Genomic DNA, 15,857 nt, shown 5'->3' on the forward strand with positions numbered 1-15,857 from the left:
AATTTATAAAAAATTTTAGTAAAAATTTAATTTTTTAAGAAGTAAAAAGTAGAAATAAATTTAAATTTTAATTAAAAGACGGAAAAATCCGTCTTTTGTGAGATTATTTACTTAGAAAATATTCAATATCGGCTTTTGCATCGCCACTTATTAAACGAACATTAAACTTATCAACTAAGAAATTTACTATCTCTTCATTGAAAAACTCAGGCAATTTTGGACCTACATTTATATTTTTCATACCCAAACTAAACAGTGCAAGTAGTATAATAACAGCCTTTTGCTCCATCCACATTAGCACAATTGACACAGGCAAGTCATTTATAGCTATGCCTGTAGCTTGACTTAGTGCGATTGCGATTTTTACAGCACCATTACTATCGTTGCACTGTCCTAAGTCGATATAGCGTGGTAGTTCTGTGCCAGGGACTGTGCCAAAATCAATATCATTAAAGCGGAATTTACCACAGCTTGATGTTAATATCACACAATCTTTTGGTAAATTTTCAGCCAATTCACGGTAATACTCGCGCCCTTTACCAGGTGCATCACAACCAGCTATGACAAAAAATCTTCTAATTTTACCTGTATTTATGGCGTCTAAAATTTGTGGTGCTAAGCCTAAAATAGTCTTATAATGTCCGCCAGTTACAAGCGAAGCATCGCTTTGCATACTAACATCACCACATTTTAACGCACACTCAATTAGCGGAGTAAAATCATCATTTTCTATGTGATTAATGCCAGCCGTTCCGGCTATCTGATAGCCAAACAAACGATCGCTATACTCGCAGTTGGAGCGGATAGGCACGATACAGTTTGTAGTCATTAAAATTGCACCTCTAAACTCATTAAACAACTTAGTTTGATCAAACCATGCTTTGCCAACATTGCCTTTTAAGTGGCTGTATTTGCGTAGTTCTGGATATCCGTGAGCTGGTAGCATCTCTGAGTGAGTGTATATGTTTATGCCCTTGCCCTCAGTCGCCTCTAATAGCATTTTTAGTGCTTTTAGGTTGTGTCCGCTTACCAAAATCGCCTTGCCTTCTACTTTGTTTTGACTTACTGTAACTGGTGTTGGAACGCCATAAGTGCTAGTGTGAGCTTCGCTTAGTATATCCATCATCTTAACACCCGCACTACCAACTTCTAGTAGTTGTTTAATGTGTTGGTCAAAATTAAAATTTGAGTTTGTAAGCGTAAAATATAGCGTATCAGCTAAAACTTTATCTACTTCACTTGTATCTGCTCCAAGTTCGTGTGCATGATGACGATATGCACTAAGTCCCTTTAATCCAAAAACCATAGTATCTTGCAAACGTGCTAAAGTATCGTCCTTGCCACAGGTTCCTTTACTTTGCCCTTTTGAGCCGCAACCGCCTGGAGCACTCATCTCACATTGATGACAAAACATCTTTAAATTTTCACTCATTTTTTATCCTTTTTTTGGGTTTAACGGCGAAATGATAGTAGAATTTTCAAAATTAGTAATTGATGATAATCAAGATAAATGGAATAATTTTTGCTTTTTTACGTTAAAATTTTAAAAATCAAAGGTTTTAAAAATGAGCATTAATGACATATCCAGATTAGATCCCATGGTAAAAACAGGCTATGAGCTATACAAAGCATCAAATGAAAATGAAGGAAGTTTTATAGATTTTTTACTAAAATATGATAGTAACAAGGCAAATAAAGGTGATTTTGGCTCTATTTTAGGAAATAGTGAAAGTGCAAAAGCCATAAATTCACTTCTTTCAAACTCATCAGTAAGTGGCACAAGCATAGCAAACTCACTAAAAGAGCTAAAAGATGAAAAATCAAACGATTTACTTTCATCACTTTTAAGCAACAATGGTACAAATTCGCTTAGCTCGTTAGCCGACTTAACCCTTGCAAAAGCAATAAACTCAGATAAACTTACAGCCAATCAAAAGCAAATTTTAGCAGATAAATACAAAGAATTTATAAAAAATCAAGATATCTAATCGCTCTTTTTGTAAGTCTTATAGATTAATTTTGCACATGCAAGACTTTATCTTTTATGATAAAAGTGCCTTGGGTAACTAAAACTGCAATACAAATTCTACCAAACCTATTGATTTTATGTGAATTTTTAAAAAAACTGTGGTTTTGATTACAAAACAGCTGCATGTTTAAGCTATCATCTTGTAACGAGCGAAGCGAAAAACTCATCTTTAATGTTAAAACAAAATATATTGCTTGTGTAATAGTTTAAAATAAGTAAATAATAAAAAGTATTTGCAAAAGTAAAACGTTTGCTTGAACAAGAGCAATGCTTATGAGATGTTGTTATACAAATAAACAAAGCTAAGTTTTACACAAATAGCTAAAATGTTTTAAATATAAAATTAGACAACTTTTTAAAAATCATAAAATCTACAATAAAATTTTATGAAATTATTAAATGGTTTTTGCCTTGATGGTGCTTATAGCCTTGCAAAAGCAAAGTTAAATTTGCATAAATAAAAACTTTTTTGCCTATGCAAATTAAATGCACTTTTATAGGGCAAATTTACAGCAAAATTAAACTTAAGCCATTATATTACAAGCAACATCGACTTAAAATTTATATTTTATCGGATCTGTTGAATTTGCCTTTTTAAAACCATTTAATCTAAGCCTGCAACTATCGCAAACGCCACATGCCATCTCTTCGCTCTCATAACAACTCCAAGTAAGCTCAAGCGGAGAGTTGTTCTCAAGCGAAACACGCACAATATCGGCTTTGCTCAAGCTTACAAGTGGCATTTTAATCTCGATTTTCGTGCTATCTTTTGTGCCTAAATTTATGGCATTTTGTATAGTTTTTATAAACTCCGCCCTGCAATCAGGATAACCACTACTATCTTCTTCAACAACTCCGATATATATTGCTTTGGCATCATTTTTCTCAGCTACTGCCGCAGCGATTGATAAAAATATCCCATTTCTATATGGCACATAAGTATTTGGCACACCATCGCTAAGCCCAGTTTTTGGCACTTGCATACTCTTATCAGTCAATGAATTGCCGCCTATTTTAGCAATAAAACTAACATCCAAACTAAGTCTTTTTGTGATATTTAATCTATCACATATATCGTTAAAAGCTTGTTTTTCACGCTTCATCGTGCGTTGATTATAATCAAAATGAAGTGCGATAATCTCATAACCCTGCTTTAACGCCAAAGTAGCACAAAGTGTGCTATCCATACCGCCACTCATCACAACAACCGCCTTTTTCATATCACTATCCTTATTTAATTTTAGTTAAAAATTACTTTAAAAAATCGCTTTTATTTTCTTAAAATTTTAGCTAAAATACCAAAATTTTAAATAAAGAGTATGAAAAAATGATAATTTGTGATGAAAAATATCCAGAAATTCTAGATCAAATCGCTATGAGTTTAACGCCGGGAGATATTGAGCTAAGCTTTGTAGATCAAAATCAAATGCAAGAGATAAACAAAAAACAAAGAGGTATAGATAAAAGCACTGATGTGCTTAGCTTTCCATTTTTAAGCGTTCCACACACTCCGCTTGGTTGCATAGTTATAAACACTGACTTAGCCAAACAAAAAGCAAACGAACTAAATCACAGCACTGATGATGAGATCGCTCTACTTTTTACGCACGGCTTACTTCACGTTTTAGGGTACGATCACGAAACAGACAGTGGTCAAATGAGAGATTTAGAAGAGCAAACTATAGCAAGATTTAATCTGCCAAAAAGTTTAATCGTTAGGACATATGAGCCAGATGAATTATCGGCAAAATTTCATAAACTAATTAAAAGCCAGTAAATTTCTGCCTTAAAAAATTGGTCTAAATTTATAAAAGCTATAGACAAGCAATTTAAATCTATGAGCTAAAACGATATTTTTAGTTGATATGATTTTACAATTTACTTCTTACAATATGAAAGCGTAGCAAAGTTCTTGTATTTTCGTATTTTAATAAATATATGGCTAAAACCACACAAAACAGCATAGAATGCAAACTGCACATAGCAAACACAATCTAGCAAAGTAAGCCCATACTTACAAATTAAATTTACTTTAAAACTTAAAGATTAAAGCTATTGAACTTTTATATTAGCCAATATATTGCATGCTTCTTTAACTCCACCATTACAAGCTTTATCAAAGTAATCATAGGCTAAATTTTCATCTTTTGCAATCGCTGCACCTTGATAATACAACATGCCAAGACTTAAACTAGCCTGAGCATAACCTAAATAATCTGATTGTTGCCACAATTTTATTGCTTTTTGTATATTATCATGACTTACATCATCGCTTCCTCTAGCAGTGATAAGCAAAAGACCCAAGCGATACATTGAAAGACGTTTTGTATTGATTTTGTCTGCATTAATCGAGACTTTATATAACTCTCTTGCTTTTTTGTAGTCTTGCTCGACGCATATGCCTTTTTCATTCATCCAAGCATAATTAAAAATAGCTTCAAAATGCTCTTGTTTCACCAGTTCATCATATAATTTAACAGCCTTTTTGCAATCTCCACTATTGTAAGCATCAACAGCGTCTTTGTATATTTTATCATCTGCACATAAGCTTAGCAAAAAAATGCAAATAAAACATAATTTTTTCATATTCTCATCCCCTAAGTTTTAAGAGAATTTTACAAATTTTTTGTAAAAATAATATTAATATTGCTTATAAAATTAAACAAATAAAAATTATCCGTGCAATAAAAGAATTTTACAAGCGTTAAATTTGCATTTGTATTAAAGAATATAAAAAGTTAAATTGTAATAACAAGCAGGATAAAGCAGCGTAAAACACTGCTTTAAATAAAACATTAAGCCTTTTCGTAAAAAGTTACACCACCACTAAACTGCTTAGCATATATGTCTGTATGTGGCACCAAATCAGCATGACCAGCATATAATCTACCATATTCATGTAGTATTTTATGCAATCTCTCAACACATTTTAATCTAAAATTGTCATCAAAATATATCATCATATTACGAGAGAGTATGATATCAAATTTACCAAGACTAAACAACGCATCATCAAATACATTTAATACCTTAAAATCGCATCTACAAAGCATTCTTCGTTTGATTTCGTATTTGTCATCAATTTTAGTAAAAAATCGCTCTTTTTGATAGCTACTTAATCTATGCAAACTTCTCTCATTATAAATACCGGAATTTGCTTGTACAATGGCTTCTGAGTTAATATCTATACCAACTATACTCATGTATCTTGGATCAATCCCAACTTCATATGCCAACATAGCCAACGAATACACCTCATCTCCACTAGAGCATGGAGCACACAATATACGCACTTCTGATAAATTCCCAGCATGTCCTATTACATCTTTTAGTTGCGGCAACTCTCTATAAAAATACGTTTCATTAACTGTGATTAAATTTAATATATCCTGTCTAGTTATGGAATTATAACGCACCATCGATGCTATCTCTTTAAAGGTTTTTATGCGTTTATTTTTTGCAAAGGCACTAAGTCTTTGAAGTGTTATTTCACGTTTGCTTTGCAAATCAACACCGCACAAAATTTTAATATTTTGCAAAAATTCTTCAAAACCATCCATGTCAGTTGGTATAGCTACATCATCTATATTCACGTTTACTCCTTTAATTTTACTAATTAGCACTCAAAAATCCATCAAGCTCTTTTTTAATACTTGAAAGATTTAGCGATTTTACAGCTGGATTTAACTCTTTAGCACGTTTTGGCATACCATATACTATGGCAGTTTCTTCGTTTTCAGCTATGCACTTTGCACCGGCTTTATATAGTTTATATAGCCCACTTGCCCCATCATCTCCTATGCCAGTTAGCAATATAGCCATCACATCTAAGCTTTTACACAAAGCAACACCTGAGCAAAAAAGCATATCAACATTTGGGGAAAACGTAGTAATCTCATCAGCATTTGGTTTTGCTGATATGGGTAGCGTATCACACATTGTGGTATTGTTTTCGCAGATATAAATTTTTTCTTTTAGCATAGCACGTTCGCTTAGCATACAAACATCCTGATTACACTCCTTTGCTACTTGTGCGGCAAAAGAAGGGATAAATCTCTTATTCATGTGTTGTGCTATGACGATTGTTGCTCCATTTAAATTAATATCTTTTAATAACTTTTTAATATGTCCAGGCCCTCCAGTTGAAGCACCAATTAGGACTAATTTTTGAGCCATTTATAACCTTTTTAAATTTCATAGCGTAAGCAAATGCGATAGTATATCCATCTTTCAGTAAATATTTGTTAAACTAAAACAAAAAGGGGAAAATTTGAAAAAACTACTAATTACCATTACACTTTTATTAGTCTGTGCGTATCTTAGTTTAGGCAGTGGTAGATTGGGCTATGGGGGGGGGGTGGAAGCTATATCTTAACGTAGCTTATCTAGCTTTTGCGACATTTATTTTTATAAATTTTCGTTATCTTTTTTGGATAGTATTTTTTCCTTTTATATTACTTTTATCTATTTATGCACCAGTTGGTATGATTTATGGCGGTGTTGATGAGTCGTTTTTGCTCGCACTTTTTGGCACGTATGGCGGCGAGGCAAGAGAGTTTTTTGGCAGTATTGATATAAGATATCTGCTAAGCACTATTTTTAGCGTGTTTTTTATAATTTACTTGCGAGTTAGCAAAACAAGCTCTAGTATCAAATTTCCAGTTGCGATTTTTATCATTTTTGCAATAGCAACAGCTACCGGAAAGCTATGGGGGATAGCATCAACAAGCTCAGTAATAACGATGCTAAAAGATTTTAAAAGTTCATATGAATATTTTAAAAAAACAAACATTCATATCGTAAAACCAAAATGGATCATTAAAAGTATCGATCCAAAATACCACAACTACGTAGTTGTAATCGGCGAAAGCGCAAGGCGTGATTATCATGGTGTATATGGCTACAATATCAACAACACTCCATTTTTAAGCAGTGTAGATGGCGTGATTATAGATGGTTTTAACGCAGTCGGACTAAACACAATACCAACTCTTCGTGCTACGCTAAATCACGAAAGAGATTTTGACTTAAATATTGTGGATTTGGCAAATTTAGCTGGATTTAAGACATTTTGGGTCTCAAATCAAGGTTTTCTTGGCACACACGAAACAGATGTTTCAATCGTTGCAAAAAGGGCTAATTTTAGCTATTTTAGCACCCACGATAAAATAAACGCATCACACAAAGGCGAAGAAAATCACGATAAAATTTTAATACCACAAATTGCTAAAATTTTAAATCAACAAATAAACGAAAAAAGAGTAATCTTTGTGCATCTTTATGGCTCACATCCTGATGCGTGCAGACGAATTAGCAACAACGACTATGTAAAATATAGCGACAAAGCAACATTTAATATAAATTGCTACGTAGAAAGCATCCGCGAAACTGACGAAAATTTAAGACAAATTTATAATCTTTTAAAGCAAAATTTTGATACTTCTTTGCAGAGTTTTTCGATGATATATTTTAGCGATCATGGTCTTACACATGATACTTCATCAAACCAAATAAAATTAGGCATGCATTCAAGTCCAGCAAAACAGCACCTGCAAATCCCACTTATTAAAATTTCAAGCGACGACAAGACAAGGCAATATATCAAAAATGAAAGCTATCAAAATAATTTCGCACAAAGTTTTGCAAAATGGCTAGGGGTTAAAGTGCTAAATTTTAGCACTACTAGTGATATTTTTGAGCCTATTATTCAAGATGATATAACAAATTCAAAAAGGCTTATAAAAAATAAAAATGACGATTTAGCAATCGATATAAGTAAATTTAAGAAAAATTAATAGGATCAATATCGCAATCAACAAATTCATTTTGAGAGATTTTAGCTATCTGAATAAGTGGTCGATGTGAGCTAGAGCGGATTAAAATTTCATAGCGAAATTTATTAGCCATTAGCTCTATCGCACACTTTCCGTATCCAATAATCTCAAAATCAAGCTTAAATTTTGATATTTTATCAACCAAATCCATAACCATTTTGCTAGCAATTGCATCATTTTTATGTGTTATGAGTATTCGCAACATCCTACAATAAGGCGGATACAGCCCAGCTCTAAACACAAGCTCATTTTTTATAAACTCATCATAATTATCCAAATAGTCATTAAAAAAATCATCGTGATAAGTCTGTATTATAGCCCTGCCCTGCCCCTTGCGACCAGCACGACCAGATACCTGTTTTACCAATGCTAATGTTTTCTCTCTTGCTCTAAAATCTGCATAATTTAACATCTCATCTATACCCATTATCACAGCCAAATCGACATTATGATAATCATGCCCTTTGCTTAACATCTGAGTGCCAACAAGTATATCTATCTTGCCGTCATTAAATTCCTCTAAGGCTTTTTTCAGTTTATTTTGAGTGGTTATTTCATCACGATCAAATTTTGAAATTCTTGCATTTGCAAATGTTTGTTGTAGTTGCTCTATTAATTCAGAGGTGCCTATTTTTTGAGCCTGTATGACTTGACTGCCACACTTTTCACACCTATTTATTACAGGGGTTTTATATTCACAATACTGACACTTTAGCACATTTTGTTTCTTATAATAGCTCATTCCAACGCTGCAAAATGGGCATTTAATCGTCTCTCCGCACTCTTTGCACTGCAAAAATCTATAATTAGCACGAGTTGGCAAACACACAATAATTTGCTTATTTTTACTAAGGCTTTTTGAAATTTCATCTTTTATTATCTTGCTTAAACCGGTTTGAGATTTATCAAATATATATGTTTTTTGAGTATTAAAAAATGTCTGCTTTAATCTAAAACTTGGTAGTTTTTCATATGTAGTTAAGCTTGGTGTTGCTGAGCCTAATACAACTTTGATATCGCATTTTTGCCCGATAATAAGAGACAAATCACGTGCGTTATAATGCGGTCTAGAGTGGTTTTTGTAACTATCATCATGCTCTTCATCTACAACAATTAATCCAAGATGCCAAAGCGGCAAGAATAGTGCCGATCTTGCCCCAGCAATCAAGCGGATATTTGAGCTTTTTATTCCATTTAAAATTTCATTTTTACGTTTTGGTGTGACCTTTGAATGCCAAACAGCAACCGCATCACCAAAATAATACTCAAGACGAGTTTGCATCTGTGGAGTGAGTGAAATTTCAGGCATTAAAAATAAAGCTTGTTTGCCACTATTTAACACATCGGCTATCATCTTTATGTATATTTCACTTTTGCCACTTCCAGTATCACCAAATAACAACGCCATATTATGCGAGTTTAAAAACTCATAAGCTTTTTGTTGCAATTGGCTTAAATTTGGCACGTTTATAAAGCTATCTTTGCCTAGTGCAGCACAATCGTTATCAAACTCAAAAAGTCCAAGTGTGCCACCAATATCACCCAAATAATAATATCTTATAAAATTAAAAATTTCTTGTTGGATGTTGGTTAATCCAAAAGGAAGTATTTGCACAATTTCAAGCGTTTTAAAGCTCGGTTTTTCGCACTCATCTAATACACATGCAAGTGTGTTTTTACCACGCAAACTTACATAAACAAGCCGAAATTTTAATAGTTTTTCATCACTATGGTATGTCAATGGGGCTAAGTTAAGCCCAACAAAGCCAACTGTATAATATCTCATTATTTAAGTTGATTGCATAGGTAAGAATCATCACAGACAAACAAGCCACTTTCTGGATAATATGTATAAGTAGTGCTTTGACCATCTAGACTAAATTTGTATTTATTATCTTGCAATTTTACCCAACCACGCTTACTGTTGCCCTCTCGTATGCCACCAATCGTTAAAACACCACTAAACAACAGTCCATCATCACCATCGAGTGTATTTGGATATGCTGGTTTGCCAGTTAGAACTTTTTCGTTATATTTTAGCGTTATTGCAGAATTTATAGCCGCAATTTGTGTTCTTGCATTCACTAATTCAGCATCACTTCTACCAAAATTTAACTTACTAGCAGCAATACTAGCTAAAACACCAACAATCACGATAACAAAAACAAGCTCAATCATCGTAAAACCGTGCCTTTTCATCATCACTCCCTGATTTTTAGTGCCTTTTTAATATCGTTTGTAAGTGCCTTCATCTGTAGCTCATCAGCATAAGTATCATAGCATCTTTGCACATATGCGTTTAAAAGCTCCTTTACATCGACAAATTTTCTATTGCCTTCAAATCTACCAAAGTCACGCTCTAAAATTCTAGCAAAGCCTTCATCATCAACATTAATAGCAAAATCGCGTGAAGCAATTGTGAGCGTGATCTTTTTTTCCATTATTTATTAAGCACAGCCTCGATTTTCTTAAGCACATCATCAGCTTCATTTGTCTTTTTGTTAAGCTCTTCTTCAAGTCGCATTATCTGATTACTTTTTGCCTCATTTTGTGCCTTTAAAGTTACAATTTGATTGTGTAATTCTTCATTGTCTTTGCACACTTCATCATATTTTGTAAGCAGATCATTTACCTTGCTTGTTAGCGTAGTTAGCACTTTATCATCATCAAACATTTCTAGCCTTTTTTATAAAATTAAAAAGCTGATTTTATCACAATCTGACTAAAAATTTTATAAGTTTAATTAATTCTTTGCTAGAATATGTAAAATTTTACAAGGAATTTTATGAGTTTAGACTACACACTTGACGAAAATGACTACCTAAGGTACCATATGTATCAGCTAAAAACAGACAACAATATCAAAAAAACCATGAAATTATCATGGCTATCGCTAGTGCTAGTATATAGCGGTATGATGTGGTTTTTTTACGCAAAATTTGGGCTTTCGGTGGGCTTTTACGTGATTTTAGTGCCTATTTTGCTAATAGTGGTTTTTTATCCTAAATTTTATGAAAGCTCATGCAAAAGGCGGATACTAAAATTTACAAGAAAAAATTACTATCCAAATAACCACATTCGCCTAGAGTTAGATACTATAAGCAATACCATAACAGCCAAAATGCAAGATGAGTTTAAGCTAGAGACTAAAAACATAACCAAGCTCGTTAAAATACCGCAAAATTTATTTATCATATTTAAAAATCCAGACAAAAAAGACACTCTTGGCATTATCTTAAAAAATGATGAAATTTCAGCTAAATTTATGGAGCTTGTGTCTGAAAAAACGGGCTTAAGCATAAAAGAGGAGCTTTGATGTTTAAAATTTCAAGCAAATTTTCACCATCCCCAGACCAGCAAAACGCTATTGACGGCATCGTAAAAAGCATAAAAAACGGCAATAGATATAACACTTTGCTTGGCGTTACAGGCTCAGGCAAAACTTTTACAATGGCAAATGTGATACAAAATCTAAAAATGCCAACGCTAATCATGACACACAACAAATCCCTAGCAGCACAGCTTTATAGCGAGTTTAAGGGCTTTTTCCCGAGCAATCATGTTGAGTATTTTATCAGCTATTATGATTATTATCAACCAGAAGCCTACATCCCACGACAAGATCTTTTTATCGAAAAGGATAGCTCTATAAACGACGAACTAGAGCGTATGCGGCTATCTGCGACGGCTAGTTTGCTTAGCTTTGATGATGTCATCATCATCGCCTCGGTCTCGGCAAACTACGGACTTGGCGATCCAAGCGAGTATCAGGGCATGGTGCAGTATCTAAATGTTGGCGATGAGATAAGTCAAAAAGCACTCTTAAACCGCCTTGTAGATATGGGATATACAAGAAATGACGCCTATTTTGACCGCGGAAATTTCCGTGTAAATGGCGATGTGATAGACATTTATCCGGCTTACTGGGGCGATGAGGCGTTAAGGGTTGAGTTTTTTGGCGATGAGATTGAGAGCATGTATCATTTTGAAGTGCTTGATAATAAGCGTTTAAAAGATATTTCTAAATTTACACTTTACGCCACAAGTCAGTTTATAGTGCGTGAGGATCGGCTAAAATCAGCGATAAAAGGCATCGAAGCTGAGCTTGAAGAGAGGCTAAAATTTTATGAAAAAGAGGGCAAATTGGTCGAGATGCAACGCCTAAAACAACGCGTCGAATTTGATCTTGAAATGCTTACAAGCACCGGCATTTGCAAGGGCGTGGAGAATTACGCAAGGCACTTAACAGGGCTAAAACCTGGCGAGACGCCATATACGATGTTTGATTATTTCTCACTGCTTAACGGCGGTGAGTTTTTAGTCATAGTTGATGAAAGTCATGTGAGCTTGCCGCAGTTTCGCGGCATGTATGCAGGAGATAGAAGCCGTAAAGAGACGCTTGTGGAGTATGGCTTTCGTCTGCCTTCAGCTCTTGATAACCGCCCTTTAAAATTTGATGAGTTTATCAACAAAAATGCAAATTTTCTCTTTGTATCAGCTACGCCAAACGAGCTTGAGCTTGAGCTTAGCAAAGATCATGTTTATGAGCAAATTTTACGCCCAACTGGACTTCTTGATCCACTCATCGAGATAAAAGATAGCGACAATCAGGTTGAAATTTTACACGATATGATTAAAGATGTAGTGTCTCAAAATGAGCGAGTTTTAATAACCGTGCTAACTAAAAAAATGGCGGAGGAGCTAACACGCTACTACACTGAGCTTGGTATCAGGGTAAAATATATGCACTCAGACATCGATGCTATCGAGCGAAATGAGCTTATACGCGGACTTCGTGGTGGCAGCTTCGATGTGCTAGTGGGTATAAATTTACTCCGCGAGGGGCTTGATCTGCCAGAAGTCTCGCTCATAGCCATAATGGACGCTGATAAAGAGGGCTTTTTACGCTCACGAACGAGCCTGATTCAGACTATGGGGCGAGCGGCACGAAATGTCAATGGCAAGGTCGTGATGTTTTGCAAAAAGGTAACAAACTCAATGCAAGAAGCTATCGATATCACGAGCGCAAGGCGTAAAATGCAAGATGAATACAATAAAGCAAACAACATCACGCCACGCTCGGCAAGTCGCAATATCGAAGAGAGCTTGCACGAGCAAGATGATGCTGAAATTTACCGCAAGGGCAAAAAGCTAGAAAAAATGCCAGCGAGTGAGCGAGCAAAACTAGTAAAAGAGCTAAGAAAGCAGATGTTTGAGGCAGCAGCGGCACTGGAGTTTGAAAAAGCTGCGGCATTAAGGGATGAGATAGCAAAGCTTAGGGATTTGTGAAATTTCAGGCAAAATTTAATACAATCAAATAAAATTTTAAAGGTTAAAAATGGCAAAATGGACACTCGAAGATGATGTAAATGATTTTGTAAAACAAAATTTCACTCGCTTAGGACTTAAAAAATTAAAAGATTACAATGTTGAATCAAGCATTTCAGAGTATTTAAAACAGAGTTTAAAAGGCTCAGCCAAAACGGCAAATAAAACAAATTTTGGCAAACCTGACTTCAGCATTGAAAAATATGAAATTCCTGTTATTATAGAAAATAAACTACACGCCAAAAAACTAGTCCAATCCACCAAAGACGGCATAAAATTTGACGATGCTTCGATTTCAAATTTTGCCGTAAATGGGGCGTTGTATTATGCTAGAAATATGATTGCTTCTGGCAAATACGATGAAGTTATCGCCATAGGGATTGCAGGCGATAATGATGAAAGCGTGGAATTGCAAGTATATTTTGTATATGGTAGTGGCGATAGTGCATTTAAATTTATGTCAAAATACAAAACGCTAAATTTTTTAGAAAACAAATCCACATTTAGCGAATTTTTAAATGACGCAAAACTTACAGATGACGACAAACACCAAATTTTAATCTCATCTCAAATTCAACTCCAAATTTACGCCAAAAAATTAAACAAACTTATGCATAACCTAAATATCACTGCCCCGCAGCGTGTTCTTTATGTCTCTGGTATGCTTTTAGCTATGCAAGATATTAAAAATGATAATGAAATTATCGGTTATGGGCTTACAAGCGATGATTTAAAAGGCGTAGCATTAGAAGCCGAGCGAGACGGCGTAAAAATTGTAAATCGCATAAAAGAATTTTTAAAAAATCGTCAAATTCCACAAGATAAATTAAATCTCATGATTGCAAGTTTTTCAGAGATTTCAAAAGACCCACAAAGAGACAAACCGACCAAAAACGACAAAGAAATTGCTAAATTTTTAGATAAAGAATCTTCTATAAACAAGCAAATTTTTACATTTATTTATGAATTTATCTACAAACAAATTGACGGCTTTGGCGGACATATTGACATTATGGGCGAAATGTATAGCGAGTTTTTAAAATACGCTTTAGGAGACGGCAAAGAGCTTGGTATCGTACTAACTCCACCTTATGTAACTAAAATGATGGCTCAAATTTTACAAATTGACAAAGACTGCAAAGTTATGGATTTAGCCACAGGCTCGGCTGGATTTTTGATTTCTGCAATGGAGTTAATGTGTGAGAGTGCCAACAACGCCTACACCAAAAATTCAACCCAAGCAAATTTAGAAATACAAAATATCAAAAAACAAAAACTTCTAGGCGTTGAGCTAAATGCCGAAATGTATACCCTTGCGGCTACAAATATGATTTTGCGTGGAGATGGCTCGGCAAATATTCAAAAAGCAAATGCATTTGACACACCAGAGAGCCTTTATACTAAATTTAACGCAAATAGAATTTTGTTAAATCCGCCTTTTACATTTGATGAAAACGGAATGCCATTTATTAAATTTGGACTTTCAAAAATGCAAAAACACGGACTTGGAGCTATCATTATCCAAGATAGTGCAGGTAGCGGTAAAGCGATAAAATCAAACAAAGAAATTTTAAAACACCACACGCTAAAAGCCAGTATCAAAATGCCAACTGATTTATTTCAGCCTATGGCAGGAGTTCAAACTAGCATTTATATTTTTGAAGCAGGTGTGCCGCATGATTATGAAAAAGTTGTCAAATTTATTGATTTTAGAAACGACGGCTACAAACGCACAAGCAGGGCTTTGCAAGAAATCGATGAACCTTTAAACAGATATGCCGACATTATACAAATTTACAAAAACGGCAAAAACGCAAAAGTTAAGGCAAAGTGGAATTTGGATGAAATTTTTGTAGAAGATTTTATTACGCCTAGTGGCAATGACTGGAATTTTGACCAACACAAAAAAATAGACACAATGCCAAATTTGGCTGATTTTAAAAAGACCGTGAGCGATTATTTAAGCTGGGAAGTAAGCCAAATTTTAAAAAAGGATAGTCCCAGTCGCAGTAGGATAAGCTTAAAAATCGAGAAATTAGAGCGTGAGTTTAAGGCTAGTGGTGGAGAGTTTAGGGAATTTCGGCTTGATGAAATTTTTGAGCTAAAATCCAGCAAAAAGATTTTTCACGCTCAAAATTTAAAAATTTATGATGAAATAATAGCAGGTAGCTATCCATATGTTGTTAGAAGCACCATAGACAATGGAATTCGTGGCTATATTATCGAAGATGAGCAGTATTTAAATGAAGGCAATACTTTAAGTTTTGCACAAGATACTTTTAGTGTTTTTTATCAAAAGTTACCATATTTTACTGGCAACAAAGTGAAAATTTTAAAGTCAAAATTTGACGACTTTAACTCAAAAATTGCACTTTATATAGTTGCAAATTTTAATAAGGTTTTAAGAGAATTTACTTGGGGTATCGGTTCAAATGTTGATAGTATATCAAGAATAAAAATTCTTTTGCCGACGATAGGAGGCAAAATAAGCTTTGCATTTATGCAAAGCTTCGTCGAGGAACTCGAAAGCGAACGCGTCGAGGAACTCGAAGCGTATCTTGCGGTAACTGGTTTAAAAGATTACAAGCTTACTAAAGCCGAACAAAATGCACTCGATATTTTCGCAAATTCGCAAAACAAGAGAGAGAGAGAGAGAGAGTAAATTC

The 15,857-nt window shown here is 34.4% G+C and carries 15 protein-coding genes; 6 read left to right on the plus strand and 9 right to left on the minus strand.

The features are described 5' to 3' along the window. Nucleotides 1–103 precede the first annotated feature (103 nt). The gene (hcp, locus tag LQU93_RS00005) at nucleotides 104–1,432 is read right to left on the minus strand and encodes a hydroxylamine reductase (RefSeq protein WP_229931831.1); all 1,329 of its coding nucleotides are present in this window, start codon (nucleotides 1,430–1,432) and stop codon (nucleotides 104–106) included. A 133-nt stretch (nucleotides 1,433–1,565) separates the two neighbouring features. On the opposite strand from hcp, the gene LQU93_RS00010 reads away from it, so the two are divergent. Further along, the gene (locus tag LQU93_RS00010; protein WP_229931832.1) at nucleotides 1,566–1,988 is read left to right on the plus strand and encodes a hypothetical protein; all 423 of its coding nucleotides are present in this window, start codon (nucleotides 1,566–1,568) and stop codon (nucleotides 1,986–1,988) included. A 595-nt stretch (nucleotides 1,989–2,583) separates the two neighbouring features. Here the strand turns inward: LQU93_RS00010 and queC are convergent. Beyond that, nucleotides 2,584–3,249, minus strand: coding sequence for a 7-cyano-7-deazaguanine synthase QueC (gene queC / locus LQU93_RS00015; RefSeq protein ID WP_229931833.1), 666 nt, complete (start codon nucleotides 3,247–3,249; stop codon nucleotides 2,584–2,586). A gap of 107 nt (nucleotides 3,250–3,356) precedes the next feature. Here queC and ybeY point away from each other — a divergent pair, with 107 nt between their 5' ends. Next, nucleotides 3,357–3,806 (plus strand): rRNA maturation RNase YbeY, encoded by a 450-nt coding sequence (gene ybeY, locus LQU93_RS00020; protein WP_229931834.1) that lies wholly within the window; start codon nucleotides 3,357–3,359, stop codon nucleotides 3,804–3,806. 275 nt (nucleotides 3,807–4,081) lie between these two features. On the opposite strand, the gene LQU93_RS00025 is transcribed toward ybeY, so the two are convergent. The 3 genes from LQU93_RS00025 to LQU93_RS00035 form a co-directional block, all read right to left on the minus strand. Further along, nucleotides 4,082–4,615, minus strand: coding sequence for a tetratricopeptide repeat protein (locus LQU93_RS00025; RefSeq protein WP_229931835.1), 534 nt, complete (start codon nucleotides 4,613–4,615; stop codon nucleotides 4,082–4,084). Between the two features lie 209 nt (nucleotides 4,616–4,824). Continuing rightward, entirely contained in the window at nucleotides 4,825–5,622 is a 798-nt protein-coding gene (locus LQU93_RS00030; protein ID WP_229931836.1) for a CheR family methyltransferase, read from the minus strand. A gap of 19 nt (nucleotides 5,623–5,641) precedes the next feature. Continuing rightward, entirely contained in the window at nucleotides 5,642–6,205 is a 564-nt protein-coding gene (locus tag LQU93_RS00035; protein ID WP_229931837.1) for a CheB methylesterase domain-containing protein, read from the minus strand. A 155-nt stretch (nucleotides 6,206–6,360) separates the two neighbouring features. Here LQU93_RS00035 and LQU93_RS00040 point away from each other — a divergent pair, with 155 nt between their 5' ends. Continuing rightward, the gene (locus LQU93_RS00040) at nucleotides 6,361–7,824 is read left to right on the plus strand and encodes a sulfatase-like hydrolase/transferase (RefSeq protein WP_229931838.1); all 1,464 of its coding nucleotides are present in this window, start codon (nucleotides 6,361–6,363) and stop codon (nucleotides 7,822–7,824) included. Here LQU93_RS00040 and LQU93_RS00045 read toward each other — a convergent pair. Genes LQU93_RS00045 through LQU93_RS00060 form a run of 4 tightly spaced genes read right to left on the minus strand, consistent with a single transcriptional unit; the run spans nucleotide 7,811 to nucleotide 10,537 of the window. Then, the gene (locus tag LQU93_RS00045) at nucleotides 7,811–9,649 is read right to left on the minus strand and encodes a primosomal protein N' (RefSeq protein ID WP_229931839.1); all 1,839 of its coding nucleotides are present in this window, start codon (nucleotides 9,647–9,649) and stop codon (nucleotides 7,811–7,813) included. The genes LQU93_RS00040 and LQU93_RS00045 overlap by 14 nt on opposite strands. Continuing rightward, the gene (locus LQU93_RS00050) at nucleotides 9,649–10,062 is read right to left on the minus strand and encodes a type II secretion system protein (protein ID WP_229931840.1); all 414 of its coding nucleotides are present in this window, start codon (nucleotides 10,060–10,062) and stop codon (nucleotides 9,649–9,651) included. Before LQU93_RS00050 ends, LQU93_RS00045 begins: the two co-directional genes overlap by 1 nt. A gap of 2 nt (nucleotides 10,063–10,064) precedes the next feature. Beyond that, nucleotides 10,065–10,304, minus strand: a complete 240-nt coding sequence (locus tag LQU93_RS00055) for a hypothetical protein (RefSeq protein ID WP_229931841.1) — start codon at nucleotides 10,302–10,304, stop codon at nucleotides 10,065–10,067. Then, nucleotides 10,304–10,537, minus strand: a complete 234-nt coding sequence (locus LQU93_RS00060) for a hypothetical protein (protein WP_229931842.1) — start codon at nucleotides 10,535–10,537, stop codon at nucleotides 10,304–10,306. Before LQU93_RS00060 ends, LQU93_RS00055 begins: the two co-directional genes overlap by 1 nt. A 111-nt stretch (nucleotides 10,538–10,648) precedes the next feature. Between LQU93_RS00060 and LQU93_RS00065 the strand changes: the two genes are divergently transcribed. Genes LQU93_RS00065 through LQU93_RS00075 form a run of 3 tightly spaced genes read left to right on the plus strand, consistent with a single transcriptional unit; the run spans nucleotide 10,649 to nucleotide 15,853 of the window. Continuing rightward, a complete protein-coding gene (locus LQU93_RS00065; protein WP_229931843.1) occupies nucleotides 10,649–11,179 on the plus strand; it encodes a hypothetical protein in 531 nt (176 codons plus the stop codon). Then, the gene (gene uvrB / locus LQU93_RS00070) at nucleotides 11,179–13,152 is read left to right on the plus strand and encodes an excinuclease ABC subunit UvrB (protein WP_229931844.1); all 1,974 of its coding nucleotides are present in this window, start codon (nucleotides 11,179–11,181) and stop codon (nucleotides 13,150–13,152) included. The genes LQU93_RS00065 and uvrB overlap by 1 nt, the downstream gene beginning before the upstream one ends. 49 nt (nucleotides 13,153–13,201) lie before the next feature. Continuing rightward, nucleotides 13,202–15,853 carry an N-6 DNA methylase gene (locus LQU93_RS00075; protein ID WP_336245550.1) on the plus strand — a complete coding sequence of 884 codons (2,652 nt, stop codon included), beginning with the start codon at nucleotides 13,202–13,204 and terminating at the stop codon, nucleotides 15,851–15,853. Nucleotides 15,854–15,857: the final 4 nt, after the last annotated feature.

It is taken from the genome of Campylobacter majalis (assembly GCF_905120465.1).
Lineage (GTDB): Bacteria > Campylobacterota > Campylobacteria > Campylobacterales > Campylobacteraceae > Campylobacter_A > Campylobacter_A majalis.

What these genes read in the sequence shown, in the direction of transcription:
- LQU93_RS00075 (WP_336245550.1), top strand. Translation starts at nt 13,202, where the DNA reads ATGGCAAAATGGACACTCGAAGATGATGTAAATGATTTTGTAAAACAA.
- LQU93_RS00055 (WP_229931841.1), bottom strand. Translation starts at nt 10,304, where the DNA reads ATGGAAAAAAAGATCACGCTCACAATTGCTTCACGCGATTTTGCTATT.
- ybeY (WP_229931834.1), top strand. Translation starts at nt 3,357, where the DNA reads ATGATAATTTGTGATGAAAAATATCCAGAAATTCTAGATCAAATCGCT.
- queC (WP_229931833.1), bottom strand. Translation starts at nt 3,249, where the DNA reads ATGAAAAAGGCGGTTGTTGTGATGAGTGGCGGTATGGATAGCACACTT.
- hcp (WP_229931831.1), bottom strand. Translation starts at nt 1,432, where the DNA reads ATGAGTGAAAATTTAAAGATGTTTTGTCATCAATGTGAGATGAGTGCT.
- LQU93_RS00035 (WP_229931837.1), bottom strand. Translation starts at nt 6,205, where the DNA reads ATGGCTCAAAAATTAGTCCTAATTGGTGCTTCAACTGGAGGGCCTGGA.
- LQU93_RS00060 (WP_229931842.1), bottom strand. Translation starts at nt 10,537, where the DNA reads ATGTTTGATGATGATAAAGTGCTAACTACGCTAACAAGCAAGGTAAAT.
- LQU93_RS00045 (WP_229931839.1), bottom strand. Translation starts at nt 9,649, where the DNA reads ATGAGATATTATACAGTTGGCTTTGTTGGGCTTAACTTAGCCCCATTG.
- LQU93_RS00010 (WP_229931832.1), top strand. Translation starts at nt 1,566, where the DNA reads ATGAGCATTAATGACATATCCAGATTAGATCCCATGGTAAAAACAGGC.
- LQU93_RS00065 (WP_229931843.1), top strand. Translation starts at nt 10,649, where the DNA reads ATGAGTTTAGACTACACACTTGACGAAAATGACTACCTAAGGTACCAT.
- LQU93_RS00050 (WP_229931840.1), bottom strand. Translation starts at nt 10,062, where the DNA reads ATGAAAAGGCACGGTTTTACGATGATTGAGCTTGTTTTTGTTATCGTG.
- uvrB (WP_229931844.1), top strand. Translation starts at nt 11,179, where the DNA reads ATGTTTAAAATTTCAAGCAAATTTTCACCATCCCCAGACCAGCAAAAC.
- LQU93_RS00025 (WP_229931835.1), bottom strand. Translation starts at nt 4,615, where the DNA reads ATGAAAAAATTATGTTTTATTTGCATTTTTTTGCTAAGCTTATGTGCA.